21 protein-coding genes are annotated in these 26,317 nt (G+C 70.5%); 9 read left to right on the plus strand and 12 right to left on the minus strand.

The window, feature by feature from the left end:
* Window positions 1-40: 40 nt before the first annotated feature.
* The 3 genes from ACLJO0_RS29930 to ACLJO0_RS29940 form a co-directional block, all read right to left on the minus strand.
* Window positions 41-610 carry a hypothetical protein gene (locus ACLJO0_RS29930; RefSeq protein WP_410582035.1) on the minus strand — a complete coding sequence of 190 codons (570 nt, stop codon included), beginning with the start codon at window positions 608-610 and terminating at the stop codon, window positions 41-43.
* A 39-nt stretch (window positions 611-649) separates the two neighbouring features.
* Window positions 650-1,429, minus strand: a complete 780-nt coding sequence (yidC, locus tag ACLJO0_RS29935; protein ID WP_410582037.1) for a membrane protein insertase YidC — start codon at window positions 1,427-1,429, stop codon at window positions 650-652.
* A gap of 69 nt (window positions 1,430-1,498) precedes the next feature.
* A complete protein-coding gene (locus tag ACLJO0_RS29940; RefSeq protein WP_410582039.1) occupies window positions 1,499-1,855 on the minus strand; it encodes a DUF6412 domain-containing protein in 357 nt (118 codons plus the stop codon).
* Between the two features lie 63 nt (window positions 1,856-1,918).
* Here ACLJO0_RS29940 and ACLJO0_RS29945 point away from each other — a divergent pair, with 63 nt between their 5' ends.
* The 3 genes from ACLJO0_RS29945 (at window position 1,919) to ACLJO0_RS29955 (ending at window position 5,745) form a co-directional block, all read left to right on the plus strand.
* Entirely contained in the window at window positions 1,919-3,538 is a 1,620-nt protein-coding gene (locus ACLJO0_RS29945) for an ABC-F family ATP-binding cassette domain-containing protein (protein ID WP_410582041.1), read from the plus strand.
* A 102-nt stretch (window positions 3,539-3,640) separates the two neighbouring features.
* Window positions 3,641-4,654, plus strand: coding sequence for a YdcF family protein (locus ACLJO0_RS29950; RefSeq protein ID WP_410582042.1), 1,014 nt, complete (start codon window positions 3,641-3,643; stop codon window positions 4,652-4,654).
* A gap of 269 nt (window positions 4,655-4,923) precedes the next feature.
* Complete coding sequence (locus tag ACLJO0_RS29955; RefSeq protein WP_410582043.1) at window positions 4,924-5,745, plus strand: class I SAM-dependent methyltransferase; 822 nt, start codon at window positions 4,924-4,926, stop codon at window positions 5,743-5,745.
* 4 nt (window positions 5,746-5,749) lie between these two features.
* Here ACLJO0_RS29955 and ACLJO0_RS29960 read toward each other — a convergent pair whose 3' ends face one another.
* A complete protein-coding gene (locus ACLJO0_RS29960) occupies window positions 5,750-7,351 on the minus strand; it encodes an ABC-F family ATP-binding cassette domain-containing protein (protein ID WP_410582045.1) in 1,602 nt (533 codons plus the stop codon).
* A gap of 379 nt (window positions 7,352-7,730) precedes the next feature.
* Here ACLJO0_RS29960 and ACLJO0_RS29965 point away from each other — a divergent pair, with 379 nt between their 5' ends.
* The gene (locus tag ACLJO0_RS29965) at window positions 7,731-8,528 is read left to right on the plus strand and encodes a DUF2382 domain-containing protein (protein ID WP_410582047.1); all 798 of its coding nucleotides are present in this window, start codon (window positions 7,731-7,733) and stop codon (window positions 8,526-8,528) included.
* Between the two features lie 43 nt (window positions 8,529-8,571).
* On the opposite strand, the gene ACLJO0_RS29970 is transcribed toward ACLJO0_RS29965, so the two are convergent.
* Together ACLJO0_RS29970 and ACLJO0_RS29975 are read right to left on the minus strand one after the other, a co-directional pair.
* A complete protein-coding gene (locus ACLJO0_RS29970) occupies window positions 8,572-10,239 on the minus strand; it encodes a serine/threonine-protein kinase (protein ID WP_410582048.1) in 1,668 nt (555 codons plus the stop codon).
* Window positions 10,236-11,018 carry a hypothetical protein gene (locus tag ACLJO0_RS29975; RefSeq protein ID WP_410582049.1) on the minus strand — a complete coding sequence of 261 codons (783 nt, stop codon included), beginning with the start codon at window positions 11,016-11,018 and terminating at the stop codon, window positions 10,236-10,238. The genes ACLJO0_RS29970 and ACLJO0_RS29975 overlap by 4 nt, the downstream gene beginning before the upstream one ends.
* Window positions 11,019-11,346: 328 nt before the next feature.
* Here ACLJO0_RS29975 and ACLJO0_RS29980 point away from each other — a divergent pair, with 328 nt between their 5' ends.
* The gene (locus tag ACLJO0_RS29980; protein WP_410582050.1) at window positions 11,347-11,991 is read left to right on the plus strand and encodes a hypothetical protein; all 645 of its coding nucleotides are present in this window, start codon (window positions 11,347-11,349) and stop codon (window positions 11,989-11,991) included.
* A gap of 111 nt (window positions 11,992-12,102) precedes the next feature.
* On the opposite strand, the gene ACLJO0_RS29985 is transcribed toward ACLJO0_RS29980, so the two are convergent.
* From ACLJO0_RS29985 to ACLJO0_RS30005, 5 genes are all read right to left on the minus strand, one after another.
* The gene (locus ACLJO0_RS29985; protein ID WP_410582051.1) at window positions 12,103-13,086 is read right to left on the minus strand and encodes a TerC/Alx family metal homeostasis membrane protein; all 984 of its coding nucleotides are present in this window, start codon (window positions 13,084-13,086) and stop codon (window positions 12,103-12,105) included.
* A gap of 156 nt (window positions 13,087-13,242) precedes the next feature.
* Entirely contained in the window at window positions 13,243-14,046 is an 804-nt protein-coding gene (locus ACLJO0_RS29990; protein WP_410582053.1) for an LLM class flavin-dependent oxidoreductase, read from the minus strand.
* A 103-nt stretch (window positions 14,047-14,149) separates the two neighbouring features.
* Entirely contained in the window at window positions 14,150-15,400 is a 1,251-nt protein-coding gene (locus tag ACLJO0_RS29995; RefSeq protein ID WP_410582054.1) for a glycosyltransferase, read from the minus strand.
* Window positions 15,397-16,230, minus strand: a complete 834-nt coding sequence (locus ACLJO0_RS30000; RefSeq protein WP_410582056.1) for an SDR family NAD(P)-dependent oxidoreductase — start codon at window positions 16,228-16,230, stop codon at window positions 15,397-15,399. The genes ACLJO0_RS29995 and ACLJO0_RS30000 overlap by 4 nt, the downstream gene beginning before the upstream one ends.
* Window positions 16,227-17,261 carry an alpha/beta hydrolase gene (locus tag ACLJO0_RS30005; RefSeq protein ID WP_410582057.1) on the minus strand — a complete coding sequence of 345 codons (1,035 nt, stop codon included), beginning with the start codon at window positions 17,259-17,261 and terminating at the stop codon, window positions 16,227-16,229. The genes ACLJO0_RS30000 and ACLJO0_RS30005 overlap by 4 nt, the downstream gene beginning before the upstream one ends.
* Before the next feature lie 447 nt (window positions 17,262-17,708).
* On the opposite strand from ACLJO0_RS30005, the gene ACLJO0_RS30010 reads away from it, so the two are divergent.
* From ACLJO0_RS30010 to ACLJO0_RS30025, 4 genes are read left to right on the plus strand one after another with little or no spacing between them, the layout of a single operon-like run.
* The gene (locus ACLJO0_RS30010; RefSeq protein ID WP_410582059.1) at window positions 17,709-18,377 is read left to right on the plus strand and encodes a hypothetical protein; all 669 of its coding nucleotides are present in this window, start codon (window positions 17,709-17,711) and stop codon (window positions 18,375-18,377) included.
* A gap of 35 nt (window positions 18,378-18,412) precedes the next feature.
* A complete protein-coding gene (locus ACLJO0_RS30015) occupies window positions 18,413-20,155 on the plus strand; it encodes a fatty acyl-AMP ligase (protein ID WP_410582060.1) in 1,743 nt (580 codons plus the stop codon).
* Entirely contained in the window at window positions 20,152-24,354 is a 4,203-nt protein-coding gene (locus tag ACLJO0_RS30020) for a beta-ketoacyl synthase N-terminal-like domain-containing protein (protein ID WP_410582062.1), read from the plus strand. The genes ACLJO0_RS30015 and ACLJO0_RS30020 overlap by 4 nt, the downstream gene beginning before the upstream one ends.
* Window positions 24,351-25,841 (plus strand): MFS transporter, encoded by a 1,491-nt coding sequence (locus ACLJO0_RS30025; RefSeq protein WP_410582064.1) that lies wholly within the window; start codon window positions 24,351-24,353, stop codon window positions 25,839-25,841. Before ACLJO0_RS30020 ends, ACLJO0_RS30025 begins: the two co-directional genes overlap by 4 nt.
* Here ACLJO0_RS30025 and ACLJO0_RS30030 read toward each other — a convergent pair.
* Window positions 25,816-26,235, minus strand: a complete 420-nt coding sequence (locus ACLJO0_RS30030; protein WP_410582065.1) for a VOC family protein — start codon at window positions 26,233-26,235, stop codon at window positions 25,816-25,818. The two genes, ACLJO0_RS30025 and ACLJO0_RS30030, sit on opposite strands and share 26 nt — an antisense overlap.
* Between the last annotated feature and the right edge of the window lie 82 nt (window positions 26,236-26,317).

Here is a 26,317-nt window from a genome sequence, read left to right on the forward strand (position 1 = left end):
ACGCCGGTACCGAACAGTTCTTCGCCAGATTCGTCGTGATCTAGCCGACAAGCTCACACGCTTTGTTGGCCTTCATCGCCGGGTCGAGGCCGGGGACCTTGCCGGTCTCGACGACGGACCTGTGCGACACCAGGTCGATCCCGATCACGTGGAGGGACGACTGGGCGTAGTCGACACCGCCCTTCGGAAGCAGCGCCAGCGACTCGGTGACCTGTTTCCGCAGCTTCCGGTAGAAGGCCAGCTCCCCTGCGGCGAGCGTGTTGGCCTCCTGCGCCGGCGGGGCGGCCGGTGGCAGCTTCTCCAGTCCCCCGATCGCCGCCGCCAGCGTGGTGTCCAGCTTGGTCAGCGAAGCCGCCGCCTTCGGCAGATCCGCCTCGGTCTTGATTTCGTGCCCCTTGGCCAGGGTGTAGACGATCAGTTGCATGTCCTTGACCGCACCGCAGTAGCCGCCCGCCCAGGAGACGAGCGCGGGATCCGGGCCGGTCGGGGACGGCGCCGCCGTCGATGGGGCGGGCGCCGGCTCCGGCGGATTCGCACCGCATGCCGCGAGCAGGCAGCCGGCGGCAAGCGCCATGGTCACTCGAATGCGCGCTGTCGCCCGGCTCTTCATCCGGCCGAGGGTAAACCGGTCACGCGGGACCGGTCCCCGCTACTCGATCGCCGCCCTGTCGACGACCTTGGTGAGGAAATGCTGCTGCCCCAGCGTCCACACGTTGGTGGCCAGGAAGTACAGCAGCACACCGATCGGCACCGGGAAGAACGATCCCGAGACCAGCATGCCGACCGGCGCCAGGTACATCATCAGCTTGGTGATCCCCGCCGTCTCCGGGGCGGTCGCGGTCTGCCGGGCGAGTCCCGAGCGCAGCGAGAAGAACGTGGCCAGGCTCGCGATCAGCATCAGCGGCACCCCGACGGTGATCATGTGGACATGGTCGGTGCCGAACGCGGCCAGCTCCGCCGCCGGTTGCGAAAGCCAGTTGCCGAGCTTGGCGCCGAACAGGTCGGCGTTCAAGAACGACTCCACCCCGGCCCGGTCGAAGACGTGGTTCGACGCGGCTCCCGGGGTGAAATCGCGCAGAACCCAGTACAGGGAAAGGAACACCGGTAGCTGGATCAGCGCCGGGAGACAACCGCCCAGCGGGCTCACACCGGTTTCGGCGTGCAGCTTCTGGATCTCTTTCGCCATCCGTTGGCGATCCTTGCCGTACTTCTCCTTGAGCTGCCGCATCCGCGGCGCGAGCGCCTGCATGCGGCGGCCCGCCCGCAGCGCGCTGAGAGCGGGTTTGACCAGCAACAGGCGCAGGGTGAAGACGAGGAACACGATGGACAACACCCAGGCCACGCCCGAGTCGGGACTGGAAACAGCGCCGAAAACCTTGTGCCAGAACCAGAGAATGGCGGAAACGGGGTACAGGAAGACATCGAACATGACCAGGTCACTCCGTCGGTTGAAGGTGCGTGGGCAGGAGTGACTGCCTCACCTTCGAACGAGGAGAGATCAGGCAGCCACGATGCCCGGTGACGGAGCACGGGGCCGGACGCGGCCACGCGCGTCGGGATCGCGCAGGCTCAAGTACAGCTGCGCGCGTTCACGCAGGCTGATGGCGCGCACCTTCATCGCGGCGGCCGCCGGTTCGAGGCCGAAGTGCGCCGCGAGCGCGAGGAGGACGACGGCGAGGGAAGCGGTCAGGGCGGCGGCCAGCCCGAGCGGGTTGGCGAGCGCCACCGACGCCGTCAGCGCGGCGGCCATGCTCAGCGGGTTTTCCCCACCGACGACCGGGAACATGAGGAACAACTCCGGCAGGAACAGCGCAAGCATCAGCTTGAGCCGCACGCCGAAGTAGGTTCGCTCCACGTCACCGACATTACCGGAGATATTGCGTTGCGTGATTCCCGCGGCCGCGGGCAGTCTGTCGGAATGGGCCACGTCGAAGTCGCGCACGTCGAGTACTACCTACCCGACGGGCGCCTGCTCTTCGACGACGTCTCGTTCCGGGTCGGGGAAGGCAGTGTCTGCGCGCTCGTGGGCGCCAACGGGGCGGGCAAGACGACCTTGCTGCGGCTGATCTCGGGCGAAATCACGCCCGACGGCGGCTCGGTGACCATCAGCGGCGGGCTCGGCGTGATGCCCCAGTTCGTCGGATCGGTGCGCGACGAACGGACAGTGCGGGACCTGCTCGTGTCCGTGTCGTCGGAAGCGCTCCGCGCCGCCGCCCGCGCCGTCGACGAGACCGAACTCGCCTTGATGGAACGCGACGACGAAGCGAGCCAGATGGCGTACGCGCAGGCGCTCGGCGACTGGGGTGACGCGCGCGGCTACGAGGCCGAAGTCATGTGGGACAAGTGCACGACGGCGGCGCTCAACCTGCCGTACGAGAAGGCACGCTGGCGCGAGGTGCGCACCCTGTCCGGCGGCGAACAGAAGCGACTGGTGCTGGAGGCGTTGCTGCTCGGCGGTTCCGGCGTCCTCCTGCTCGACGAGCCCGACAACTACCTCGACGTCCCCGGCAAACAGTGGCTGGAAGAGCGGCTGCGTGAGACCCAGAAGACCGTCCTGTTCGTTTCGCACGACCGGGAGCTCCTCGCGCGGGCGGCGAAGAAGATCATCAGTGTCGAACCCGGGCCCGCCGGCGGCGACGTCTGGGTGCACGGCGGCGGCTTCGACACCTACCATCAGGCACGCGCGGAACGCTTCGAACGCTTCGAGGAGCTCCGCCGCCGGTGGGACGAAAAGCACGCCCAGCTCAAGAAGCTCGTCGCCGACATGCGTCAGTACGCCGCGCGCAGCGACGAAATGGCTTCGCGCTACCACGCCGCACAGACACGTTTGCGCAAGTTCGAGGAGGCCGGGGCGCCTGCCGCTCCCCCGCGTGATCAGAAGATCACCATGCGCCTGCGTGGCGGCCGCACCGGTGTCCGCGCAGTCACCTGCGAAGGGCTCGAACTCCGCGGCCTGATGAAACCCTTCGACCTGGAGGTCTTCTACGGCGAACGGGTCGCGGTGCTCGGCTCGAACGGCTCCGGCAAATCGCATTTCCTGCGCTTGCTGGCGGGCGAGGACGTCGCGCACGACGGACTGTGGAAACTCGGTGCCCGCGTCGTCCCCGGCCATTTCGCGCAGACACACGCTCACCCCGAACTGCTCGGGCACACACTCGTCGACATCCTCTGGACCGGCTACGCGCGAAGCCGCGGGCCCGCGATGAACATCCTGCGCCGCTACGAACTCGACGGCCAAGGCGACCAGCGGTTCGAGAAGCTGTCCGGCGGGCAGCAGGCGCGGTTCCAGATCCTGCTGCTGGAGATCGGCGGCGCCACCATCCTGCTGCTGGACGAGCCGACCGACAACCTCGACCTCGCCTCGGCGGAAGCATTGCAACTGGCGCTCGAAGCCTACGAAGGCACCACTGTCGCGGTGACGCATGACCGGTGGTTCGCGCGCTCGTTCGACCGGTTCCTCGTGTTCGGCTCGGACGGGCAGGTGCGGGAGACGCCGGAACCGGTGTGGGACGAGCGGCCGGTGCAGCGGGCGCGGTAACACCCTGTCGGGCAAGGAAAGGCGACACACCCACCGACGGCACCACCGGTGTCCGCGTCATATGGTTCAATGCCGCCGCATCGTCCGAAGGCTGGAGATCTCGTGAGGGCCGCCGCAATTCCCTTCGCCATCGCGGCCTTGTGCTGCGCGGCTTTCCTCGTGAGCTTCCTTCGCGACCGGCGCCGGTTGCGGAACGGCTTCTACCTCTTCTTCGCGCTTCTGTTCCTCGGCGTGACCTTCATCGCGCTGCTCGCCTCGGTGTCGCCGGAGGCGGCGGGCTTCGTCGCGGTCGGCGTGATCCTGCTGATCATCCCGACGGTCCTCGCGCTGACGGTCTTCCTGATCTGCAACGGGATCACCATGCTCCGCCGCGAAGGACGCAGGCTGGCCAACGTGCTGTCGCTGCTGACCGGGGTCGGCATCTGCGTGCTGATCGTGTTCAACGCGACGGTCACGCAACTGGCGTGGGAGCCTCTCGACATCCTTCGCGGCAGCCTCAACGGAATCGTCGTCTACGTCTCGTTCCTCTTCGTCTGCTTTCTCCTGTACTCGATCGTCTACGGCCGCATCCGCACCGAGAAGGGCGTGGACTTCGTCGTGGTGCTGGGCTCGGGACTGCTGGACGGTCACCAGGTGCCGCCACTGCTGGCCGGCCGCCTGAAGCGGGCGAAACGCGTCGTGGAGGCGGAAGCCCGCCGCGGCGGAGAGCCGATGGTGGTCACCTCGGGCGGGCAAGGGCCTGACGAGGACCTGCCGGAGTCCCACGCCATGGCCGGCTATCTGGCCGAGAACGGGCTGGCCAGGGAACGGATCCTCCTGGAGGACCGGTCGCGGACGACCTTCGAGAACCTCACCTTCAGCGCCGAGATCATGGAGCAGCGCAAGCCGGACTACCGGTGCACGGTGGTCACGAACAACTTCCACGTGCTCCGCGCCGCCCTCATTGCCCGCCGCGCGAAGGTGAACGGCCAGGTCATCGGGTCGCCGACGGCGTGGTACTTCTGGCCGAGCGCCACCATCCGCGAGTTCGTCGCCATCCTGGTCGAACACAAGTACAAGAACCTGGTCTTCTGCGGGCTCATCGTTCTTTCGCAGGTCTCCCGCGCGTTCTCGTGAGGCCACTTTGGGGTTCGCGGGTGAGCTGGTGGTGGGGTGAAGGCCCCTTCGCTGCGTCTGATGCGACAAAAGACGCCTTCGGCCCTGGTCAGGCGCGGGGGTCGTGAGTGGCGATTCGGGTTAGAGCTCACATGAGTGGTCGCGGTCGTGGGGATGTCGTGAAGAATTGAGACCCCGGAACGAATTCCCGGCACCGCCGACCGGGGCGAGATGACAAAACCCCGGCATCCGTTTGACAACACCGTTTTCGCCGGGTCATCGTCGTGCGCATGAGCGCTTACACGCGGCAGGCGATGGCGCGGCTGTTCGACCGGACGGCGGAGACCTACGACGCGCTCGGCGTCGACTTCTTCGGCGTGTTCGCCGCGGAACTGCTCGACCGGATCGGGCTCGTCCCCGATGAGCGGGTGCTGGACGTCGGCTGTGGACGGGGCGCGGTGCTGTTCCCGGCGGCCGAGCGGGTCGGCCCCGAAGGATCAGTGCTGGGTATCGACCTTTCCGCGGAAATGGTCGAGCGCACCGCGAAGGACATCGAGGCGCGCGGAGCCAACGCCTCGGTTTCCCTTATGGACGCCCAAGAACCGACGCTGGACGAGGCCGCGTTCGACGTCCTCCTCGCGTCGTTCGTGGTGTTCTTCCTGCCGGATCCGGTCGCCGGTCTGCGGTCGTGGCATCGTCTGCTCGCGCCGGGCGGCCGGATGGGGGTGACCACTTTCGGCGCCGACGATCCGCGGTGGGCGGCCGTTCGCGAGGTGTTCAAACCGTTCGTACCGCCGGAGCTGGCCTGGACCCTGGCCGTCAGGTCCGGCCTGTTCGCCACCGTCGAGGGTTTCGGCCAGGCCGTGGAGTCGGCGGGCTTCACCGGTATCACGTCCGTGGAACGTGTCTATCCGGTGAAGTTCGCCGACCCCGGGCACTGGATCACCTGGTCCTGGTCGCACGGCCAGCGGATGTTCTGGGAACTGATCCCGGAAGACCGCCTCGACGCCGTGCGCCGGGCCGTGCTCGCGGAGCTCGAGCCGCTACGCGAACCCGACGGGAGCGTGGTGCTGGCGCAGACCGTGCGCTACACCCTCGCCCACCGCGGTTGACGGCTCACAGCGCGAGCCTCGGCCAGGACTCCGTGTCCCGCGACAGCTGCCTGTCGTGCGTGGCGATCACCACCGCGGCCGGAGTCACCTCGAGTGCGGCGGTCAGCTCGTCGACGAGCGTGGCGGACAGGTGGTTGGTCGGCTCGTCCAGCAGCACCACGTGCGGACGGCGGGCCAGCACCAGTGCCAGGTCCAGCCGCCGCCGGGCACCGACCGACAGTTCGGCCACCGGACGGCGCCGGTCGTAGCCGCCGAGCAGACCCAGCTCGCCCAGCCCCGGCCCTGAAATCCCGGCCCTGGCGAGTTGTTCGTCGTACAGCTCGATCGCCGTCCGCCTGGCAGGCAGGTCGGACTCCTGTCCCAGCCTGCCGATCCGCGCCGACCGGGAACGGATGACCGTGCCGGTCCCCGGCTCCAGTTCTCCGGCCAGCACGGCCAGTAGCGTCGATTTGCCCGCGCCGTTGGGGCCGGTGATCACCAGCCGGGCGCCGCTTTCCAGCGCCAGCTCGACCGGTCGCGTGAGCCGCCCGGCCACCGTCACCCCGGCGGCACGGAGCAGCGTCGCGCCGCCGTGCGACGGCAGTTCGGGCATGGCGAACCGGGCGGGCGGCGGCGGAACCGCCACCACGTGCCCGGCCAGCTCTTCCTGCCGCCGGTGGACCGCGCGGACCAGCCCCGGCGCGCGAGTGGCCCGGACATGCCTGCCGGTGCCCTTGGGCGGCCGCCAGTTGTCGCGCAGCCGGTTCCGCGCCGCGGACAGATCGTCCGCCAGCCGTTGCCGCTCGGCGATCTGTTCGGCGTGCGCCGCTTCCCAGCGGGCACGTTCGGCTCGACGGGCCTCGACGTAGGCGGCGTAGCCACCGCCGTAGACCCGCGGCCGGTCGTCACTCGACGGATCGAGGTCGATCACCGTGGTGGCCACGTCCGCGAGCAACGCCCGGTCATGGCTGACCAGGACGACCACACCGGGATGGGCGCGCAACCGTTCGGTGAGGTGGTCGAGTCCGGCGGCGTCGAGGTGGTTGGTCGGCTCGTCCAGCAGCAGGACGGGATGTCCCGCGCCGAGCAGGCAGGCCAGCCGCACCCGGTGCCGCTGCCCGACCGACAGTGTCCCGAGTGGACGGTCGCGGTCGTCGACGGCGTTCAAGGCGGCCAGTGACACTTCGACACGCCTGTCGGCGTCCCACGCGTCGAGGGCCTCGGCCTCCTCCAGCGCGGCGGCGAAGGCGTCGTCCGCGCCGGGACGGCCGTCGCTGAGCGCCTCGGTGGCGGCCTCCAGACGAGACAGCGCGGCGCGGACGGCGGCCAGTTCGAGGTCGATCAGCGCGCCGACGGTGTCGTTCGCGCCGAGCGGGATCTGCTGGTCGGCGACACCGGCCGAACCCGAGCGGTGCACCTCGCCGCGATCGGCGGCGAGGTCGCCGGCGAGCACCCGGAGAAGGGTGGTCTTGCCGCGACCGTTCTCCCCGACGATGGCGACACGCTCACCGGCGGCCGCGACGAGGTCGACCCCGGAGAGCACGGGCCGTCCCCCGAAGGAGAGGTGGACGCCGGACAGGCGGACGTGCGCCGCGCGCACAGGCGCGGGCGAAAGAGGGGATGACATGAAGGAACTGCCTCCAGCGAAAAGTGATGAGCAGGAAGAACGAACTCCGGTACCGCGGCTCGCGGTACCGGTGGAGGCGTCGTTCCTCAGAGGAACAGCAGTTGCTGCATCACGATCACCAGGGTAAGCCACGTCCGGAGCTCCCCGCACCCGGTTTTCGGGCGGGCGGGAGATCCACACCTTCGCACCAATCCGGACCCGGCGGTCACCCCGTGCAGACCCCCTTCCACCTGCGACGACACGCCGTTCCTAGCCGGTGAGAGCGCCTTCAAACCATCACTTTCGGGGGTCACCCACAGGTGCACCACGTCGGTTGCCATGATCACCGGTCCGGCTGACGGTGGCCTTCTCAGCAGCATCGTTCGAGAGGAGCAGGCCGATGGCTAAGACCATGCAGCCGCAGGAACTCATCGACAGCGCCGTGGTCGACCCGACCGGGAACAAACTCGGGAAGGTCGGCAACGTCTATCTCGCCGACGCGACCCGCCAGCCGGAGTGGATCACCGTCAAAACGGGTCTGTTCGGCACCAAGGAGAGTTTCGTCCCGCTCTCGGGCGCCCACGCGGACCGCGACGGCGTGCACGTCCGCGTCGACAAGGACGCCGTCACCGACGCGCCCCGGATCGAGGCCGACGGGCATCTGTCCGCGGAGGAGAGCGAGCAGCTCTACAAGCACTACGGGCTGCCGATGCCGCGGACGTCGCCGGACGGCCGGATGGACGACCGTGCGCAGGCGCCTCGACCGGGCGGCACCGGTCGCGACAAGGCCGCGATGAACGCGGGCGCCGGCATGAAGGATCGGGACACCGAGCCCACCATGACGCGCTCCGAGGAGCGGCTGAACGTCGGCACCGAGCAGGTCGAGACCGGCCATGTCCGGTTGCGCAAGTACGTCGTCACCGAGGAGCAGCAGGTCACCGTGCCGGTCAGTCACGAAGAAGTGCGGATCGAACGGGAACCGATCACGAAACCCGGCGGCGAGCGGGCGGAGATCGCCGAGGACGAACAGGAAGTCGTGCTGCACGCCGAGAAACCGGTGGTGAACAAGGAAACCGTCGCGGTCGAACGGGCGAGGCTCAAGACCGAGACCGTCACCGAGGACCAGACGATCTCCGGCAAGGTGCGCAAGGAACAGTTCGAGGTCACGGACGACGAGGGCAAGCACCGCAAGTCGTGACCCCGGAGCGGGGGCGGCCGTCGATGGCCGCCCCCTTGGGGTTTCAACGCAGGCGCCGTGCGCGGGCCGCCGCGACCACGAAACCCGTCGCCACCGCGCCCGCGATCGAGCAGCCGACGCCGAACGACACCGCGGGCTCGTGCACTCGCAGCACCGAGACGCACAGCCACGCCGTCGCGCCGAACAGCAGGCCGAGGACCGGCCCGCCGACGAGCGCGCCCCGCCACCGATGGCCGTTGCGGATGGTCCGCAGCCCGGATTCCAGGTACGCCAACGCGAACAGGGCGAGGATCAGGCTGCCCGCGCCGAGCGCGCTCGCGAGCGGATGCTGCCGGGTGACGACCGTGAACGCCCGCGGGACGCCGTCCGCCGTCATCGTCGCGGTGACGGCACCACCGACGATCCAGCGGGTGAGCCCGGGGAACCGAAGGTCGGCACGGAAACCGTCACCGTCGGGTTTCGGTACCGCCGACGCGGATCCGAGCGGAATCCCGGCGGCCGAAAGATCCAGGGTGACCTGTTTCGGGCTGCCCTCACCGGTCACGGTCACCGTCTTGCTGAGGTCCACCGGCGCCGACGAGGCGGCGACACCGTCGATTCTCACCGTTGTCGCCTCGTGCGGCAGCCGTTCCGGCGTGAGCAGGGTGAGCACCACGAGCGCGATCGCGGCGGCCGCCGCGGCCAGCCGAAACCAGAGCACCGCACCGGGCCGGGACTCGGGCTGGAAGCTCGCGCGGGTCGCCGACAGCGTCGGATCCGGGGTGGCGCGGTGAACCGGCCGTGTCGGGCCGTCCGCTGCCGGGGCCGGCGTGCTGAGTGCGGAGATCACCCGCGGGGTGAGGTGCCGGACCGGCACCCGGGAGCGTTCCAGCCAGCCCGGTCCGTACACAGCGGTGGCGGCCGACGCGAGGTCGGCCGCGAAGGTCTCCGCGTCGCGGTAACGGGAGTCGAGTTCGCGCGCGAGGCCGCGCATGACGACGTCGGCGAGCGGTGACGGCACGCCCTCGATCGGGCGCGGATCGGTGAACATGTGCTGGCGCATCATGCTGATCGCGCCGCGAGTGTTGTCGAACGGCAGTTTCCCGGACAGCAGTTCGTAGAGCACCGTGCCCGTCGAGTAGACGTCGGCGGCCGGGCTCAGCGCGTTGCCCATCGCCTGTTCGGGTGCGATGTAGGCAGGTGTGCCGAGGACTTCGCCGCCGTGTGTGACGAGGGTGGCGCCCTCGCTGATCACCTTCGCGATGCCGAAGTCGGCCACCTTCATCACGCCTTGCGTGGTGAAGAGCAGGTTCTTCGGCTTGACGTCCAGATGCAGCACGCCCGCTTCGTGCGCCGCGTGGAGTCCGGCGAGCGTCGCCAGCCCGATCGCGCAGGCCTGTTCCCCGCTGATCGCCCCGCTTCGGAATCGGCTGTGCACCGTGCCGCCGTCAAGGCGTTCCATCACCATCAGGTGCTCGCGGCCGGTGCGCACGTAGTCGTAGACGGGCACGATGTGCGGGTGGTCGAGGCTGGCCAGCACCCGCGCTTCGCGGTCGAAGAGCTCGCTGCTGACGGCGTGGTTCAGCACGTCCCACGGCAGCTGCTTGATGGCGACGTCACGGCGCAGCGAACGGTGGACACCGGCGAAGACGACCCCCATCCCGCCCTGGCCGATCGCGGCCCCGATCTCGTACTGCGGCAGTGCGGCGACGACCTCGGCGGGTGCGCTCATCGGTTGAATTCCTTGGTGGCATCGGGAAAGCGCACCGTCTCGTCGGCACCGGGCGCCGGATGCGGGGTCAGATAGCCGAGCAGGAACGCGAGGACGGCGGCGCCGAGGACCACCGGGATCTCGATCGACGGCTCCGGCGGCACGAGCCGCAACACAGACAGCGAGACGACGGCGACGAGTCCGGTCCCGAAACCGGCGGGCAGGAAGCGCAGGCCGCGGCGCCACCGGTTGGCGGGGAGGCGGTGGCGGGCGAGCGCGAGCAGGGCGGTCAGCCACGCCAGCACGGTGAGCACGAGCATCGCGAGCCCGAAGGCGCCGTAGACGGACCAGAAGGATCCACGGATGTCGGCGACCGTGGACGCCTCGCCGAGCGTGCCCCGCTGGGCGTCCAGCAGTTCGACCGTCGACGGGAGCAGCCCGATCGCCTGGCCGGACAGGTCGGCCATGTCCAGCACGAAGGTCCGGGTGACCCGGCTGTGCGCGGGGACTTCGAACGGGGCCGTGGTGTCGTAGGCGAAGAAGGTCAGAGCGAGCGCGACGCCGGACACCCGCACACTGCGGACCCTGACCGAGGTCCCGCCGCTGTTGGACGCCGTGACGGTCAGTTCGATCTGTTTCGCCGGATCGATCATGACCGTGGCGTTGGTGATCGGCCGGTCGTCGAGGGTGACCGCGAGGTCGAGCCTGCCGCTGTCGGCGCTGCCCGCACTGGCCGGTGGTGAGCCAAGGAGGGCCGCGCAAAGACCCAACGCAACCCCTGCCGCGATGACACGTCCCATTTTGCGCATCCCCTGTTTGCGTATTCCGACTGGTCCGGAATGCTACAGCGAGTACTTACCGGAGAGGGACGTCCCAATGCGTATCGTGGTTCGCCTGATATTCGGCACCGTGACCGGGTTGTTGTTCCTGGTTTCCCAGGTGGGAGTGGGAAACGCGCAGCAGTCGCCTTATCAGTCGACGGTTGGTTTGAAACCTTCGAGCGGCCCCGCGGGGAGTTCTTTCACCATTTCCTGGAATTTCTCCCCGTGCAAGGGACCGATTTCTTTCTCGTGGGACGGGGCGGCCATTACGTCGGTCAGCGCCGCCAGCGGACAGGTGGCGGCGACGGTGCCGGGCAGCGCGACGCCCGGCAGTCACACGGTCTCGGGCACCTGCACGAACGCGCGGACCGGTCAGCCGCTGACCGGCGCCGCGAACTTCCGGGTGACCGGGACCGTGACCACGGCGCCGCCGACGACGAAGGTGCCTCCGACGACCAAGCCGACCGTCCCGGTGACCACACCGACCCGGCCGGGGACGACCACCAGGCCGACCACCCCGGTCACCACGACGACCCCGCCCACGACGCCACCACCGTCCACAACGGACACTCCCCCGCCGACCGGCGTCCCGTCGTCGAGCGGCAGTACGCCGCCAGGGCCGAACGACCTGGTCCTCGACCGCCCGAGCGTGCAGCCCGGCGACAGGCTGTCCGCGACGGGCAAGGGCTGCGCACCCGGCGAACGCGTCACCCTGACGTCGGACGGCGAGCGCGTCGGCGGTGCCTACGCCGACGGCACCGGCGCCTTCACCGCGGACGTGGAGTTCACCCGGATCGAGGCGGGCAAGCACACCGTCGTCGCGGACTGCGGCGTGCGCTTGACCGGCGCCGTCGAGCAGGTCGTGACCAGTTCGTCCGGCGGGCACAGCGGCACCATGGTGGTGCTGGTGTTCTTCGTGCTGGCCGGGATCACCGTGATCCGATTCCCCTGACCCTCAGCGCGGTGGCCGCATCGCCCCGAAAACCAGCAGTAACGCGGCGAGGAAGAGGGCGGCAGCCGCCACGTCGATCAGGAAGCCGACTACGAGTCCGGTGATCATCGCTCACTCCTTTGCCGTCCGGACGGCTTCGCGACGTCGTGCGTACAGGCTGGTGAACGAGACCGTGACGAGGACGGCGACGATCACGCCCAGCGAGACCGGAGTCGGGACCTGCGGCACGCCCGGCCAGATCCCGTGTGCCCAGTGCAGGACCAGCTTCACCCCGATGAAGGCGAGGATGATCGCGAGGCCGTGGTTCAGGTGGATCAGCTTCGCGAGCGCCGAATGGAGCACGAAGTACAGGGCGCGCAGACCCATCAGGGCGAAGGCGTTGGTGGCGAACACGAGGTACGGGTCTTCGGTGATGCCGTAGACGGCAGGCACCGAGTCGACCGCGAACACGACGTCGGTGGCGAAGACCGCGACGACCACGACGGCCAGCGGGGTGAGCGCGCGGCGCCCGTGTTCACGCACGGTCAGCCGGGTGCCGCGATAGTCGTCGGTGACCGGCATCAGCCTGCGCAGCAACCGGACCGACCGCAGCTTCGAGAGATCCATCTCGGCCGGGCCGTCGGACATGGCCTCACGCAGGATCTTGATCGCCGAGACCAGCAGGATCACGCCGAAAACGAGGAACGCCCAGGTGCCGGCCGACAGCATCGCGGCACCGGCCGCGATGAACACGCCGCGGAGCACCAGCGCGCCCACGATGCCGTACAGCAGCACGCGTTGCTGCACGGCGGACGGGACCGCGAAGGCGGCGAGCAGCAGCATGAAGACGAACAGGTTGTCCACCGACAGGGACTTCTCGACGACGAAACCCGTCATGAACTCGAGCGCCTGGCCGCCACCGAACTCGAGCCACAGCCAGAGCCCGAACACGACCGGGAGCGCCAGGTAGAAGACCGACCAGCCGATGGCCTCCCGCATCGACACCTCGTGCGGGCGGCGGGTGACGGCGAAGTCGGCGACGAGCAGTCCAAGCAGGACGGCGATGCTGATCGCCCACAACCCCGGCGATCCCACGGTTGCCACGGACTCGGGCATGAAGCCTCCTCGAACTCGAAGTTCGAGGTCTCCTTCACCCGATGGGCGGCCTCCCGGGGACACCGCGGAGTGTCCGTATTGACCGGGCAGACCCTTGGGAAGTACTCCCCTCGCCGGTCCAGTATCGCACTTGGTAAAGAGTTATTAAAGACTGGGTCAAGCGGGGCCCTCCCGCAGCACGCCGCGCACCGCGTCTACGGACAGGTCGTCCCACGGGAATTCGGCCATCCACCAGGTCGCCCCCGCCCTCTCGTACGGCGCGAGATCCGTGCCAGCGGGGACGCCGATGGCGAAGTCGTACGGCTTCTCCGTGTCCTCGCGCCACCCGGTGATCGTCTCGACCACTTCGGCGAACTCGTCCGCGTGCGGCAGGTGCACCGGGAAGAACCCGTCGTACCGCGCGGCCCTGCGCATCGGCTTCGTCTTCCCGGGGAAACCCGCCAGCCAGACCGGGATCGGGCGCGCGGGGCGAGGCAGGAAGGTGATGTCGTCGACCGTGTAGTGCGCGCCGTGATGCCGCACCGGCTCGCCGGACCAGGCGGCGGCGAGGATCTCGAGCGACTCGTCCAGCATCTCGCCGCGTTTGCGGTCGTCCGGCTCGTCGCCGGTCTTCGAGAACTCCCCGCCGAAGCGGTCGCTGCCGAGCCCCGCGCCGAGGATCAGCCGTCCGTCACCCAACCGGTCCAAGGTGGCCGTCTCGCGGGCGAGTTTGACCGGGCGGCGGCGGGCCAGTGGCGTGACCATCGGACCGAAGACGAGGTTCTCGGTGGCGGACGCGACGGCGGCGAGGGTGATCCACGGATCGGCGACGGCGCGCACCGGCTCGCGCCAGCGGACGTGGTCCCAGACGAACAGACCGTGCCAGCCCGCTTCCTCGGCCTCGGCGGCGAGGCGCGCGATGATCACCGGATCGGCCAGTTCGTCGAAGATCGGCAGCCAGAGTGCTGAGCGCAGGTTCATGCCTGCGACCGTACGAGGAAATCCCCCGCGGCGGCGTGCTCCAAGACGGAAGACTCGTGAGTTACGCCTTCAATCACGTGAGTTACGTGTCTGGACACGCGAATCACGCCTTCCGGCGCAGGAGGGGGGAACCTTCCCGCAGCACCTCCCGGGCTCGCGCCACCCCGTCCTCCTCGCGCAACCGGCCGGCGACGTACTGCGCGCCGCGGCGGAACAGGAGATTGCCGGACAGCTCCAGCAGCCGCGCGGTCAAGGAGTCCTCGGTGAGTTCCCGCAACGGGAGCGGACGTGGTCCGGCGCCGAGCCGGGAAACCCGGTCACCCCAGTAGGGCTGGTCGGAGAAGACCGGGCAGACCAGCGACGGGACGCCGGCGCGCAACGCCGCCGCGGTCGTGCCCGCGCCTCCGTGATGCACCACCGCCGCGGTGCGCGGGAAGAGCCACGCGTGCGGCACGTCCCCGATCGTCAGCAGATCGTCTTCGTCGGCCACGGCATCGGTGCCGAGCAGGCCGCGCAGCCCCACGCGGCGCAACGCCGTGCGGACGGCGGCGAACGTCCGCTCCGCCTCCGACGGCCGCATGCTGCCGAAACCGACGTACACCGGCGGTGACCCGGAGGCGAGGAAGTCCCGCAGGCGCGGGTCCGGCCGCCACTCGGCGGGGGTGTCGAGAAACCAGTACCCGGTGACGTGGACCCTGGCGGGCCAATCGTTCGGCCGGGGCACCACGGCGTCGGAAAATCCGCACAGCACCGGGGTTTCCGTCCGCCGGGGTCCGCGTATGCCTGCCGCGGGCAGGCCGAGTGACCGTTCCCGCCACCGGTCCACTTCGGGACGCAGCACCTGCCACGCGACGGTGTCGACGGCGCGAAAGCTCAACCGACGGCCGCACGGCCCGGTCTTGGCCGCCCACGGCAGCAGCGGATGCGCGAACGCCCCCGTCGGCACGCTGGGCTGATAGTGCAGTTCGACGTCGGGGACGCCGAGCGAGGCGCCCAGATGCGCGCCGAGGAAGCCCAGCGTCGGGGCGAGTACGAGGTCCGCCCCCTCCGCTCCTCGGTGGACGTCGGCCAGCAGACGCTCCAGCACCGGGGCCAGCGCACCTCGCAGTCCGCGCAGGAAGGTCGCGGGAGTGCGCCCGCCCTCGGTCCATTCGCGTCCACCGGCCGAACCGAGGACCTCGCCGGGGTCGGCCGAGAGCGGCGCGAAGTCCAGGCCGTGCCCGGTCACCAGCGTCCGGAACCGCTCGGCCGCCAGCACTCGCACGCGATCACCGTCGAGACCACGCCCCAAGGCGATACACGGCTGGACGTCGCCCCGCGAACCGGGAGCCACGATCACCACGAGCCGGGTCACCGCTTCGCCGCCGTCAACCGGTAGCGGAGGCGGAACGGCAGGTTCGCCAGCACCGCCGCGACACGCGCGTCCCTGCCGACCAGGTATCGCGGCGCGGGACGACGAGCGGTCAGCGCGTGGACCACGACCCGCGCCGCCCGCTCGGGCGGCACACCGTTCCGAGCGGATCGCTCCGCGCTGCGTTCGGCTTCCTCCAGTTGCGCCCCATACCTTTCGCGCGCGGCCTCCGGAAGGGCGGCGCGCACCTCCTCGGCGGCGGCGCGGGCGCGCGGCCAGATCGACGTGGCGACCGCGCCGGGCTCGACGAGGACGACGCCGATCCCGGACGGGGCCAGTTCGGCGCGCAGGCTGTCGGTCAAGCCGACCAGGGCGAACTTCGACGTGTGATACGGCCCGACCATCGGCCCCGCGATGCGCCCACCCATCGATCCGACGGTCACCACCCTGGCGGCGGACGCGGCACGCAGCGCGGGCAGCATCGCCTGCGTGACGGCGAGCTGACCGGTGACGTTGACCTCCAGCTGCTGCCGGAAATCGTCGAGCGGCACGTGTTCCAGCGGTCCGGGCCTGGCCATCCCGGCGTTGTTCACCAGTCCCCGCAGCGGCCCCGCCGCCGCGACCTTCTCCCCGCAGGCCGTGATCGACGCCGCGTCCCGGAGATCCATTCGCAGCACGGTGACCGCTTCGCCGTACGTACGAGCAAGTTCCGTTTCGTCCGCATCGGTGCGCACACTGGCCCAGACGTGGGCGCCCCTCCGGACGAGTTCGGTCACGCAGGCGCGGCCGATCCCGCTCGACGCACCGGTGACCACAAAGGACGGACGAGTCATGACGCCTCCCCCGTCTTCACCGGCGCCGAGAGCGCGCTCAGCATCCTCGGCCAGGTCTTGTGCAGCTGGTCCTGCCAGTACGCCCAGTGATGCGTTCCCGGCCCGTAGAAATCCGTCCTGACCGGGACGCCGAGGCGGTTCAGCCGGTCCGCCATCGCGGTGGTCTGGCCGGCGCAGAGGAATTCGAGCAGCATCGCGCCGGGCAGCACGTCGACCGGGAGTTTCCCGTCGAACGGTCCCGGCAGGCCATTGCCCGTCGACAGGTACAGCTCGGTGCCGCGCAGGCGGTCGGCGTTCACCAGCGGATCGTGCGCGTCCCAGCGGGACGCCTCGCGCCGCCGGTCGCCCCACAGCGCTTCGGGATCCTGCCGTGCCGAAGCGACGATCGCGCTGGTCAGCAACTCGCCGTACGGACCGGTGGGGTTGAGATTGCCACTGAACGACCCGGCGAAACGAAACACCCCCGGCCGCCGGGCGGCGAGTTCCACCGCGCCGTATCCGCCGAGGGAGAGGCCCGCCGCGACCCGCCGCCCGTCCCCGCGATAGCCGCGGTCGATCAGCTGCGGGATCTCGACCGCGGTGAACGTCTCCCACTGGTTGAGCACGACGTCCTTGCCGTAATTCCACCAGTCGGAAAAGAACCCCGCGGAACCGGAGCCCGGCATCACCACCAGCACGCCGGAGTCGTCGGCGAGTTTCCGGATGTCGGTGTTGGCGGTCCAGCCGCGATAGTCCTGCAGCCGCGTCTCCCCGGCGAGCAGGTACACGGCAGGCCATTTGCGGTCCGGTTCGGCGGCCCACCGCGACGGCAGGATCAGCCGGACCATCGCGTAGCTCCCGACGCCGACCGAGCGCACGGTGAGATCCAGCGTCCGCGGGTCACCGTCCACTGTGGTCTGGGCGACGACGTGCGAGCCGTCGTCGGCGCGGACGTCCGGGACACCGCTCTCGGCCCGCGCCGGGGCAGGCAGCAAACACGCCACGGCCGCCAGCGACGCGACGGCCCGCAGCCGCCTCGAAGTAGTGCGCATACGTAATCCTTTGTCCCGGTCGTTCGATCGAATTCGAAAATGTGACGGCGATTACTCGCAAATGAAATCCAGAGGTGCCGTCACATTAAGCGGACGGGACCCTTCCAGGCAATTGTCCTGCCCACAATCCGGGAGGACAATGTGAATGCCAGGGAAACAAGAAATGCGTCCACCTCCCCCATCAGGGTGACCCGTCACTCACGGACAGTGAGCGACTGTGGCACGGTGGTACCAAACTGGCCGGTACACCAGCGAAAACCCGTGAAGCCGCAGGTCACCGCCTGTACACGAAGGACATTTACGTTCTCTTGACACCTTCCGGTATTCGATTTCCCGTCGTAGCCTTCGTCGTGCCGCCCGGGTTCGGCGTCCACTGACGTGACCCCGGCGCCTGCGTCCCACCGAGGGGACCGCGACTCCATCAGGACCCTTCCGAAAGGGCTATTCATGGCTGCCCGAATTCGCGCGCTCATCGTCTCCGCCGCCGCGGTCGCGACCATTTCCGGAGCACCGGGAGAATCGATACAGGCGGCCGCGGCGCCGCCCGCGCCCGCCGTTCCGCCCGCAGCGGTCCTGCCGCCGGAAGCCGTCCCGCACGCGTCCGCGCGTGACGGCTTCGACCTCCGCGCAGCACTATCCACTTCGGACTCGAAGGCTCGGAAGGAGAGCCGGATCGACGTCGACGGCTGCGAGGACGTCGTCCACGGCAGACTGGTCGGCACCGACGCCACCGGCCAGGGTTTCCAGTCCGCCGTACCCGGCGGGCAGGTCTCCGAACTCGTCGCGCGCACGACGAACCCACCCGATCTGACGGCATGGGCCGCTCAGGCCGGGCGGTGCTCGAAGGTGACGGTCGACGACGCGGCCGGTACCGCGGTGTCGACCGTCACCGTCCATCCCGCTCCCGCCGTTCCGGGCGCGAAAACCCTTTCCTACCAACAACTCTTGACGCTCCCCGGACAGCCCCCCGAACTGCCGGGACTGCGTCTGCGCACCGTCGCCATCGCCGCCGACGACGTACTGGTCGTGCTTCGTGACGCCGGGACCACCGGCCTCGATCTCGACGCCCTGGCCGTCGCCGCCTGGCGGCACGCCGCCGGACCGCTCGGCCGCTGAAACCCCCGAACCCTGAAGACCCCTGAGGAGAAGCCATGTCCCTGGCCCCCGAAAACCTGCCCGCCACGGCCGGCCCCACCCTCCCCGCCTGCCTCCGGCATTGGGCGGACACCGACGGCGACCGGCCCGCGGTGACCTTCACCGACTTCGCGACCGACCGCGCCGGGCGGCGACGGACCCTGACCTGGAAGCAGCTCCAGGAGCGCGTCGACGCCGTCGCGGGGGCGCTGCCGGTCCGGCCCGGTGACCGGGTGGCGGTGCTGTGCCCGCAGAGCACCGAGTACGTCGTCGCGTTCCTCGGCGCGATCACCGCGGGCGCGATCGCCGTCCCGCTGTTCGACCCCGGGCTGCCCGGGCACGCCGGACGGCTCGCCGCGGTGCTGACCGACTGCTCCCCCACCGCGGTGATCACCACCGCCGCGGCCGAGGGCGCGGTCCGCGAGTTCCTGGCCGGTCTGCCCGGCGGCGAACGCGTCGCCGTCGTCGCGGCGGACAAGCCCGAACCGGGCCCGGTCCGCGCGTGGCCCGCCCCGGCACCGGCACCGGACGATGTGGCGTACCTGCAGTACACGTCCGGCTCGACCCGCAGCCCGGCAGGAGTGGTGCTGACCCACGCCAACGTGCTGGCCAACGTCAGCCAGGCGGTGCACGGGCTCGGCATGGACGCGTCGGGGACCACGGTGTCGTGGCTGCCACTGTTCCACGACATGGGTCTCGTGCTCGGCCTGATAACGCCGCTGGCGTTGGGCATGCGGTCGGTGCTGATGGATCCGCTGGCCTTCATCGAGCGCCCGGTGCGCTGGCTGGAGTTGCTCGGCGACCACAACGGGAGCTGGAGCGCGGCCCCGAACTTCGCGTTCCACTACGCCGCGAGCCGGGTGCGCGAGGAGGACCGCGCCAAACTCCGCCTCGACCGGGTCGCCGCGATCGTCAACGGCGCGGAGCCGATCAACGCGGGAGTCCTCGACCGGTTCCACGCGGCCTTCGCCGATTCCGGTTACCTGCCGGAGAAGACCCGTCCCGCGTACGGGCTGGCCGAGGCGACGGTCTTCGTCACCACCGGCCCCGCCGCTCCCCCGCGTGTCACGACGTTCGACCGTGCCGCGCTGGGCGCGGGGACGGCGCGCCAGGCGGAAACCGGTCTCCGGCTGGTCGCCTGCGGCGTCCCGGTGGGCCAGCACGTCGCGTTGGTCGACCCGGAAACCGGTGTCGCGCTGGAAGACGGCTCGGTCGGCGAGATCTGGGTCCATGGGCCCAACGTCGGCACGGGCTATTGGCAGAAGCCCTTGGAGAGCACCGAAACCTTCGGCGCGCGGCTGACCGGGGACCACAGTGGACTGCCCGGCGGGCCGTGGCTGCGCACCGGCGACCTCGGCGTGCGGCACGACGGCGAGGTCTACATCGCCGGCCGGATCAAGGACCTGCTCATCGTCGACGGCCGCAACCACTATCCGCAGGACGTCGAAGCGACAGCGGCGTCGGCCGACCGCGACATCCGCCCCGGCAGTGTCGCCGCGTTCGCCGTCGAAGGCACCGACACCGAAGCCGCGGTCATCGTCGCCGAGCACCGCGGTCACACCGCACTGACCACCGAGGACGAACGGGCGCTCGCCGCGGTGATCCGGCGACTTGTTTCGGACGCGCACGGCCTCGCGCTGCGCGACGTCGTGCTCGTCCCGGCGGGACTGGTCCCGCGGACCTCCAGCGGCAAGATCGCGCGCGCCGCCTGCCGCGACCGTTACCTCGCAGGCGACTACGGAAAGGCCTTGGTGCGATGAGAAACCCGACGTTCGACACCCCCGCACTGCGCCGCTGGCTGCTCGACACCGTCGCCGAACACCTCGGCGTCGACCCGGCCCGGCTCGAAGCCGATCGCCCGCTCAGCGACTACGGCCTGTCCTCCCGTCAGGCCGTCGGTATCGCCGGCGATCTCGAAAACCTGCTCGGCACCCCGCTCCCGGCGACCCTGCTGTGGGAAAGCCCGACCCTCGACCACCTGGCCCGCTCCCTGACCGGCGGCACCGAACCGGAGCCGGAATCGCCGGGCACCGACCGGCGCCGGACCGACCCGATCGCCGTCGTCGGCCTCGGCTGCCGCTGGCCGGGAGCGGACGGTCTCGACGAGTTCTGGGAACTGCTGCGCAGCGGACGGGACGCCGTCCGGACCGCGCCGCCGGGCCGGTGGAACGCCGACGCGGCGCCGATCGTCGGCGGTTTCCTGGACGACGTGGCCGGTTTCGACGCCGAGCACTTCGGCATCACCCCGCGTGAAGCGTCCACAATGGACCCTCAACAGCGGATGCTGCTGGAGGTGGCCTGGGCGGCGCTGGAACATGCCGGGATCGCCCCGGCCTCCCTGCGCGGCAGCCGGACCGGCGTGTTCACCGGGATCTCCACCCACGACTACGGGCACCTCACGATGGCAGGCGGCGGGGTCGACCTGTGGACGGCGACCGGTGCGGCCGGGAGCATCTCGGCCAACCGGCTCTCCTACGTCTACGACCTCCGCGGGCCGAGTATGGCGGTGGACACCGCCTGCTCCTCGTCGCTGGTCGCGGTGCACCACGCGGTGCGCGCGCTGCGTGACGGCGAGGCGGATCTGGCGCTGGCGGGTGGGGTGAACCTCATGCTGCTGCCCGGACCGACGGCCGCGTTCGCCGCCGCGGGACTGCTGGCCGGGGACGGCCGGTGCAAGACCTTCGCCGCGGGCGCCGACGGGATCGCGCGTGCCGAAGGCTGCGGCGTCGTCGTGCTCAAGCGGCTGGCGGACGCCGAGTACGACGGCGACCGGGTGCTGGCGGTGATCCGCTCGACCGCGGTCAACTCCGACGGCCGATCCCAGGGCATGGCGGCACCGAACCCCGTCGCCCAGCAGGACATGCTGCGCACGGCGTACCACGGCGCCCGGCTCGATCCGTCCACTGTGGACTACATCGAGGCGCACGGCACCGGCACGCTGCTCGGCGACCCGATCGAGGCCCGCTCCCTCGGCGCCGTCCTCGGCAAGGACCGCCCGGCCGACGCCCCGCTGCTGATCGGCTCGGTGAAGACGAACATCGCGCACGCGGAGGCGGCGGCGGGGATCGCCGGGCTGATCAAGGTCGTGCTCGCGATGACCCACGACGAACTGCCGCCCCAGCTGCATTTCACCGCCCCCAACCCGCACATCCCGTTCGACGACCTGCGCCTGAAGGTGGTGACCGAACCGACGCCGTGGCCGCGCCTGTCCGGCCGCGCCACGGCCGGGGTGTCGGCGTTCGGGTTCGGCGGGACCAACGCGCATGTCGTCCTCGAACAGGCCCCTGCCTTGGAACCAGCCCCAGACCGCGAGGACGTCCGGATCGGGCTGCTGTCCGCCCGTACCCGCGACCGGCTCACCGAACGCGCGACCCAGCTGGCGAACTGGCTGGAGTCCTCGGCCACGCCGTCGCTTTCCCTCGCCGACGTCACCCACACGCTGTTCCGGCGTGACAACGGCGGACCGCATCGCGCCGCCGTCGTCGCCGGGGACACCGCCGAGCTCGCGGTGCTGCTGCGCGCCGTCGGCACCGGCGCCGATCCGCTGCCCGCGGGCGCTGTCGCCGGCACCACGCGGAGCGGCGACGGCCCGGTGTTCGTGTTCTCCGGCCACGGCTCCCAGTGGGCGGGGATGGGACGCGGGCTGCTTGCCGCCGAGCCTGCCTTCGCCGCCCAGGTCGACAAGCTCCACGATCTGTTCACCGAGCACACCGGCCGATCGCTGCGCGCCCTGCTCACCAGCGCCAAGCCGCTTTCGCTGCCCGGGACCCAGGCCGCCATCTTCGGGACGCAGATCGCGCTGGCCGCGCAATGGGAGGCGCTCGGGGTCCGGCCGGCGGCCGTCGTCGGGCACTCGCTCGGCTCCGCGGCGGCCGCCGTGGTGAGCGGCGTGCTCACTCCCGACGAGGCCGTCCACCTGGTCGCGACCCGCGCCCGGCTCCTGGGCACCATCGGCCCGGGAGGGGCGATGGCCGCGGTGGAACTGGCGCCGGAGGAACTCGACCTGTACCCGGACATCGAACTCGCCGTCGAATCGGCGCCGGGGCAGCTGACCGTCGCCGGGGACGCGACCGTGCTCGAATTGCTCGTCGCGGAACTCGAAGCCGCCGGGCTGACCGCACGGCTTTTGCCGGTCGAGGTCGCCGGGCACTCCGCTCGCGTCGACCCCATCCTGCCCGCGCTCCGGGAGGCGCTCGACGAACTGGGTGGCCGCCGCCCGACGGTGCCTTGGTACGACACGGTTCTTCCCGATCCGCGGGAGCTGCCGGACTTCGACGCCGGGTACTGGGCCGCGCATCTGCGCCGTCCGGTGCGGTTCCGGCAGGCCGTGGCGGCCGCCGCCGCGGACGGTCACCGCGTCTTCCTCGAAGTGTCGCCGCATCCGATCCTGCGGGGTTCGGTGGCGAGGACGCTCGAAGCCGAGGGGATCCACGACGCCGTCGTCACCGGAACGCTGCGCCGGGGCCAGGACGAGGTCCGCGCGCTGGGCGCCGCGGCGGCCGAACTGTACTGCGCGGGTACCCGGATCACCCCCGCCGATCCGGACGACGGTGCCCGCCTGGTCGACGTCCCGCCGATGCCGTGGCGGCACGAACGGCACTGGTACACCGCCGCCGGGGAGCCGCCGTCGTTCGCGGCGCGCACACCGGAACCCGAACCCGTACGAAGCGGCGGAGGTGACCGGCTGACCGAGATCGTCGCCGCCGTCATGGGGCTGCGGCCCGACCGTATCGACGCCGACGTCCCGCTGGTGGAACTCGGACTGGACTCCCTGATGGCGAACCGGATCCGGGAGGCCGTCCGCCGGGAGTTCGGCACCGAACCCGACGCCGTCAGCGTGCTTCGCGGTGCCACTCTCGCCGATCTCAGCCGCGACCTCACGCCGCGCGAGGACGAAGAACCACTCCCGGCCCGCGGCCGTGCGTGGGACGCGGCCGACCGACTGGTCCTGCGCCTGTGGCAGGAGCACACCGGGACCGACGCGGGCGGCACGCAGGTCCGGCTGACCGAGACCGGCTCCCCGGACCGGCTGGCCGAACTGCTCGCCGAGGGGCTCAGCGCCGAACTCGACACGCCCGTCGACGCCGCCGAACTCCGGCGGCACGACTCCCTCGCGGCCATCGCCGACGTCGCCCGCGCCGTCCTCGACACGAGGGAGGAGCGGGGGCCGGTCCACGTCCTCGCTCGTGGTGAAACCGGGGTCGCGCCGCTGCTGCTGTTCCACCCCGGCGGCAGCACCTGCACCGTGTACCGGCCGCTGATGGACCGGCTGCCTGCCTCGGTGCCGTGCGTCGGATTCGAACGCGTTCCCGGTGTCGGCATCGAGGAACGCGTCGAACAGCTCCTGCCGTTGGTACGGGAACAGGGGCGCGACCGGCCGTACCGGCTGGCGGGCTGGTCGTTCGGCGGGGCGCTGGCCTACGGCGTCGCCGCGCGTCTGGCCGAGGAAGGCGAAGAGGTCGAGTTCGTCGCGCTGATCGACACCATGCTCCCGCTTCCGGAGCCGGATCTCGATCCGCGCGCGTCGTCCGCCCGGCGGTTCCTGCGATTCACCGGCTACGTCGAAGGGACTTACGGCCGCGAAGTCCGACTCGGGCACGAGGAGCTGGCGCCGCTGCCCGAAGAGGAGCAGATCGAGCTGACCATGCGGCGGGTCGCCGAAGCGGGCCTGCTCAGCCCCGGCGTGCTCCGGCACCAGCGTCAGTCCTTTTTGGACACGCTGGCGGCCGAACGCGGTACGCCCCGCCGCTACGACGGCCGGGTCGTGCTCTACCGGGCGATCGAGCAGTACGCGGCCGGGCTGGCGATGGAACCCCGGTATTCGCGCACGGATCTCGCGGCGGGCTGGGCGGAGCTGTGCCCTGGGCTGGAGATCGTGCCGGTCGAGGCACATCACCTGTCGGTGGTCGACCCGCCTCACGTCGACGTCGTCGCGAGGCATCTGGCGGGACTCCTGTGACCACGGCCCGGGCCGAGCGAGCGGCCATCCGCGCCTGGCCGCTGCTGGCGGTGCTCGGTGCCGGGCTCTTCCTCGTGGCGGTGGACGCGACCGTGCTGCACGTCGCGTTACCCGACCTCGTCCGGCGGCTGCGGCCCGGCGCGGCGGCGCAGGTGTGGATCGTGGCGATCTACCCGCTGACCGCCGCGCCGCTGCTGCTGCCGTTCGGCACCCTCGGCGACCGGTACGGGCGACGACGGGTGCTGGTCTCCGGGTACGTCGTGTTCGGGGTCGCGTCGCTCGGCTGCGCGTTCGCGCCGAACGTCCCGGTGCTGCTGGGTTTCCGCGCGCTACTCGGCTGCGGCGGCGCGATGATCATGCCGGTGACGATGTCGCTGCTCCGCGAGCTCTTCCCGGAGCAGCGACACCGCCGCACGGCGATCGCGGTGTGCAGCGGGATCGCCGGGACCGGCTCGGTGTTCGGGCCGATCCTCGGCGGGGTGCTCGTCGAGGCGTGGGGCTGGCGGGCCACGTTCCTGCTGAACCCGCCGGTGATCCTGGCGGCGGTGGTACTGGCGCTGCGGTGGCTCCCCCGCAACCCGCCGGGGCGGCGGCCGTGGGACGCGCTCAGCGCCGCCCTCGCGGCGGGCGGTGTCCTCGGTATCGCGTTCGCCGTCGGGCAGCCGGGTTCCTGGACGACGGCCGCGGTTTCGGGCGTGACCGGCTGTGTCCTCATCGGACTGTTCCTGCGCCGCCAGCGCCGGACCGATCCGCCACTGCTGGACCTCACCCTGTTCCGGCGGCCGGGAGTGCGGGCCGCGGTCGGCGGGGTGCTGCTGGTGATGAGCACGCTGGTCGGGCTCGGCCTGCTGTTCGCCCAGTACCTCCAAGTGGTGCTCGGTCTCTCGCCGACCGCGGCGGCGGCCCGGCTGCTCCTGGTGCTGGGCGCGTCGGCCGTCGGCAGTGTCGTGGCCCCTTCGCTGCTGGGACGGTTCGGCAACGCGCGGGTCCGCACGGCCGGGTTCGCGGTGACGGCGGTGTCGTTGCTGGTCCCGGCGGCGGGCCCGGCCGCGCTGACGTCGCCGGTGTTGCTCGGCGCGGGGATGACGGGGCTGGGACTGGGTATGGCGCTCGCGCTCACTTCGAGCACCGACACCCTCCTTTCGGCGACCTCGGCGGACCAGGCGGGCGGCGCCGCGGCGGTGGAGAAGACGGGCTACGAACTCGGCGCCGGTTTCGGGACGACGGTCTTCGGTTCCCTGGCGGCCACGGTGTACGCGGGTCACCTGTCCGTTCCGGCCGGGGTGCCGGAACCGGCGCGGGCGCTTGCCTTGTCGGGACCTGCTCAGGCCGAAGCGGCCGCCTCGGGCCTTACGTCGCGTTTGGCCGGCGAAGTGCTCGACGCCGCTCGGATCGCTTGCACCACCGGACTGCAGGTGTCGGCGGCCGTCGCTTGTGGACTGTTCGTGGTGGCCGTCCTCGTCAGCGCGGGCGGGCGTCGTCGATGAACTGCTCGGCGAACTCCCCGGTCGGCGGGATCTCCTGGATCACGTCGATCAGCACGCCGTTGGGGTCGGCGACGATGAAGTGCCGCTGCCCGAACTCCTCACTGCGCAAGGAAAGTGCCTCGGGCAACCCTGCCTCCACGACCAGCCGCCGGTGTTCGGCGTCGACGTCTTCGACCTCGAAGTTCAGCAACAGTCCCTGCACGGGTTTGCCCGCCCCCGCGGGAATGGTGTCGTGCCCGGAAGCGAGGATCGCGAGCTCCCACTCGCCGCGTTTGAGGCTGACGTACCAGTCGGCCTCGAAGGTGAGCTCGAAGCCGAAGTGGCCGCAGTAGAAGTCCCGCGTCTCGGCGATCTTCTCGGTCATGAGAACGGGATAGAAGCTGGTCAGACGCATGATGCCACCTTGCCTCGTGAACAATACCGACCGTCGGTTTGTTTTGTCGAAGTTAGCCAACCGACGGTCGGTATGTCAAGAT

Origin of the sequence: Amycolatopsis sp. lyj-108, from assembly GCF_046549005.1 — a bacterium.
Classification (GTDB): Bacteria; Actinomycetota; Actinomycetes; order Mycobacteriales; family Pseudonocardiaceae; genus Amycolatopsis.

Bases quoted from the DNA above. Each gene is read 5' to 3' on its own strand.
- ACLJO0_RS30030 (WP_410582065.1), bottom strand. From the start codon at position 26,235: ATGCGTCTGACCAGCTTCTATCCCGTTCTCATGACCGAGAAGATCGCC.
- ACLJO0_RS30015 (WP_410582060.1), top strand. From the start codon at position 18,413: ATGTCCCTGGCCCCCGAAAACCTGCCCGCCACGGCCGGCCCCACCCTC.
- ACLJO0_RS29960 (WP_410582045.1), bottom strand. From the start codon at position 7,351: ATGTCATCCCCTCTTTCGCCCGCGCCTGTGCGCGCGGCGCACGTCCGC.
- ACLJO0_RS29975 (WP_410582049.1), bottom strand. From the start codon at position 11,018: ATGGGACGTGTCATCGCGGCAGGGGTTGCGTTGGGTCTTTGCGCGGCC.
- ACLJO0_RS29955 (WP_410582043.1), top strand. From the start codon at position 4,924: ATGAGCGCTTACACGCGGCAGGCGATGGCGCGGCTGTTCGACCGGACG.
- ACLJO0_RS29990 (WP_410582053.1), bottom strand. From the start codon at position 14,046: ATGAACCTGCGCTCAGCACTCTGGCTGCCGATCTTCGACGAACTGGCC.
- ACLJO0_RS30000 (WP_410582056.1), bottom strand. From the start codon at position 16,230: ATGACTCGTCCGTCCTTTGTGGTCACCGGTGCGTCGAGCGGGATCGGC.
- ACLJO0_RS29930 (WP_410582035.1), bottom strand. From the start codon at position 610: ATGAAGAGCCGGGCGACAGCGCGCATTCGAGTGACCATGGCGCTTGCC.
- ACLJO0_RS29945 (WP_410582041.1), top strand. From the start codon at position 1,919: ATGGGCCACGTCGAAGTCGCGCACGTCGAGTACTACCTACCCGACGGG.
- ACLJO0_RS30020 (WP_410582062.1), top strand. From the start codon at position 20,152: ATGAGAAACCCGACGTTCGACACCCCCGCACTGCGCCGCTGGCTGCTC.
- ACLJO0_RS30005 (WP_410582057.1), bottom strand. From the start codon at position 17,261: ATGCGCACTACTTCGAGGCGGCTGCGGGCCGTCGCGTCGCTGGCGGCC.
- ACLJO0_RS30010 (WP_410582059.1), top strand. From the start codon at position 17,709: ATGGCTGCCCGAATTCGCGCGCTCATCGTCTCCGCCGCCGCGGTCGCG.
- ACLJO0_RS29970 (WP_410582048.1), bottom strand. From the start codon at position 10,239: ATGAGCGCACCCGCCGAGGTCGTCGCCGCACTGCCGCAGTACGAGATC.
- ACLJO0_RS29965 (WP_410582047.1), top strand. From the start codon at position 7,731: ATGGCTAAGACCATGCAGCCGCAGGAACTCATCGACAGCGCCGTGGTC.
- yidC (WP_410582037.1), bottom strand. From the start codon at position 1,429: ATGTTCGATGTCTTCCTGTACCCCGTTTCCGCCATTCTCTGGTTCTGG.
- ACLJO0_RS29985 (WP_410582051.1), bottom strand. From the start codon at position 13,086: ATGCCCGAGTCCGTGGCAACCGTGGGATCGCCGGGGTTGTGGGCGATC.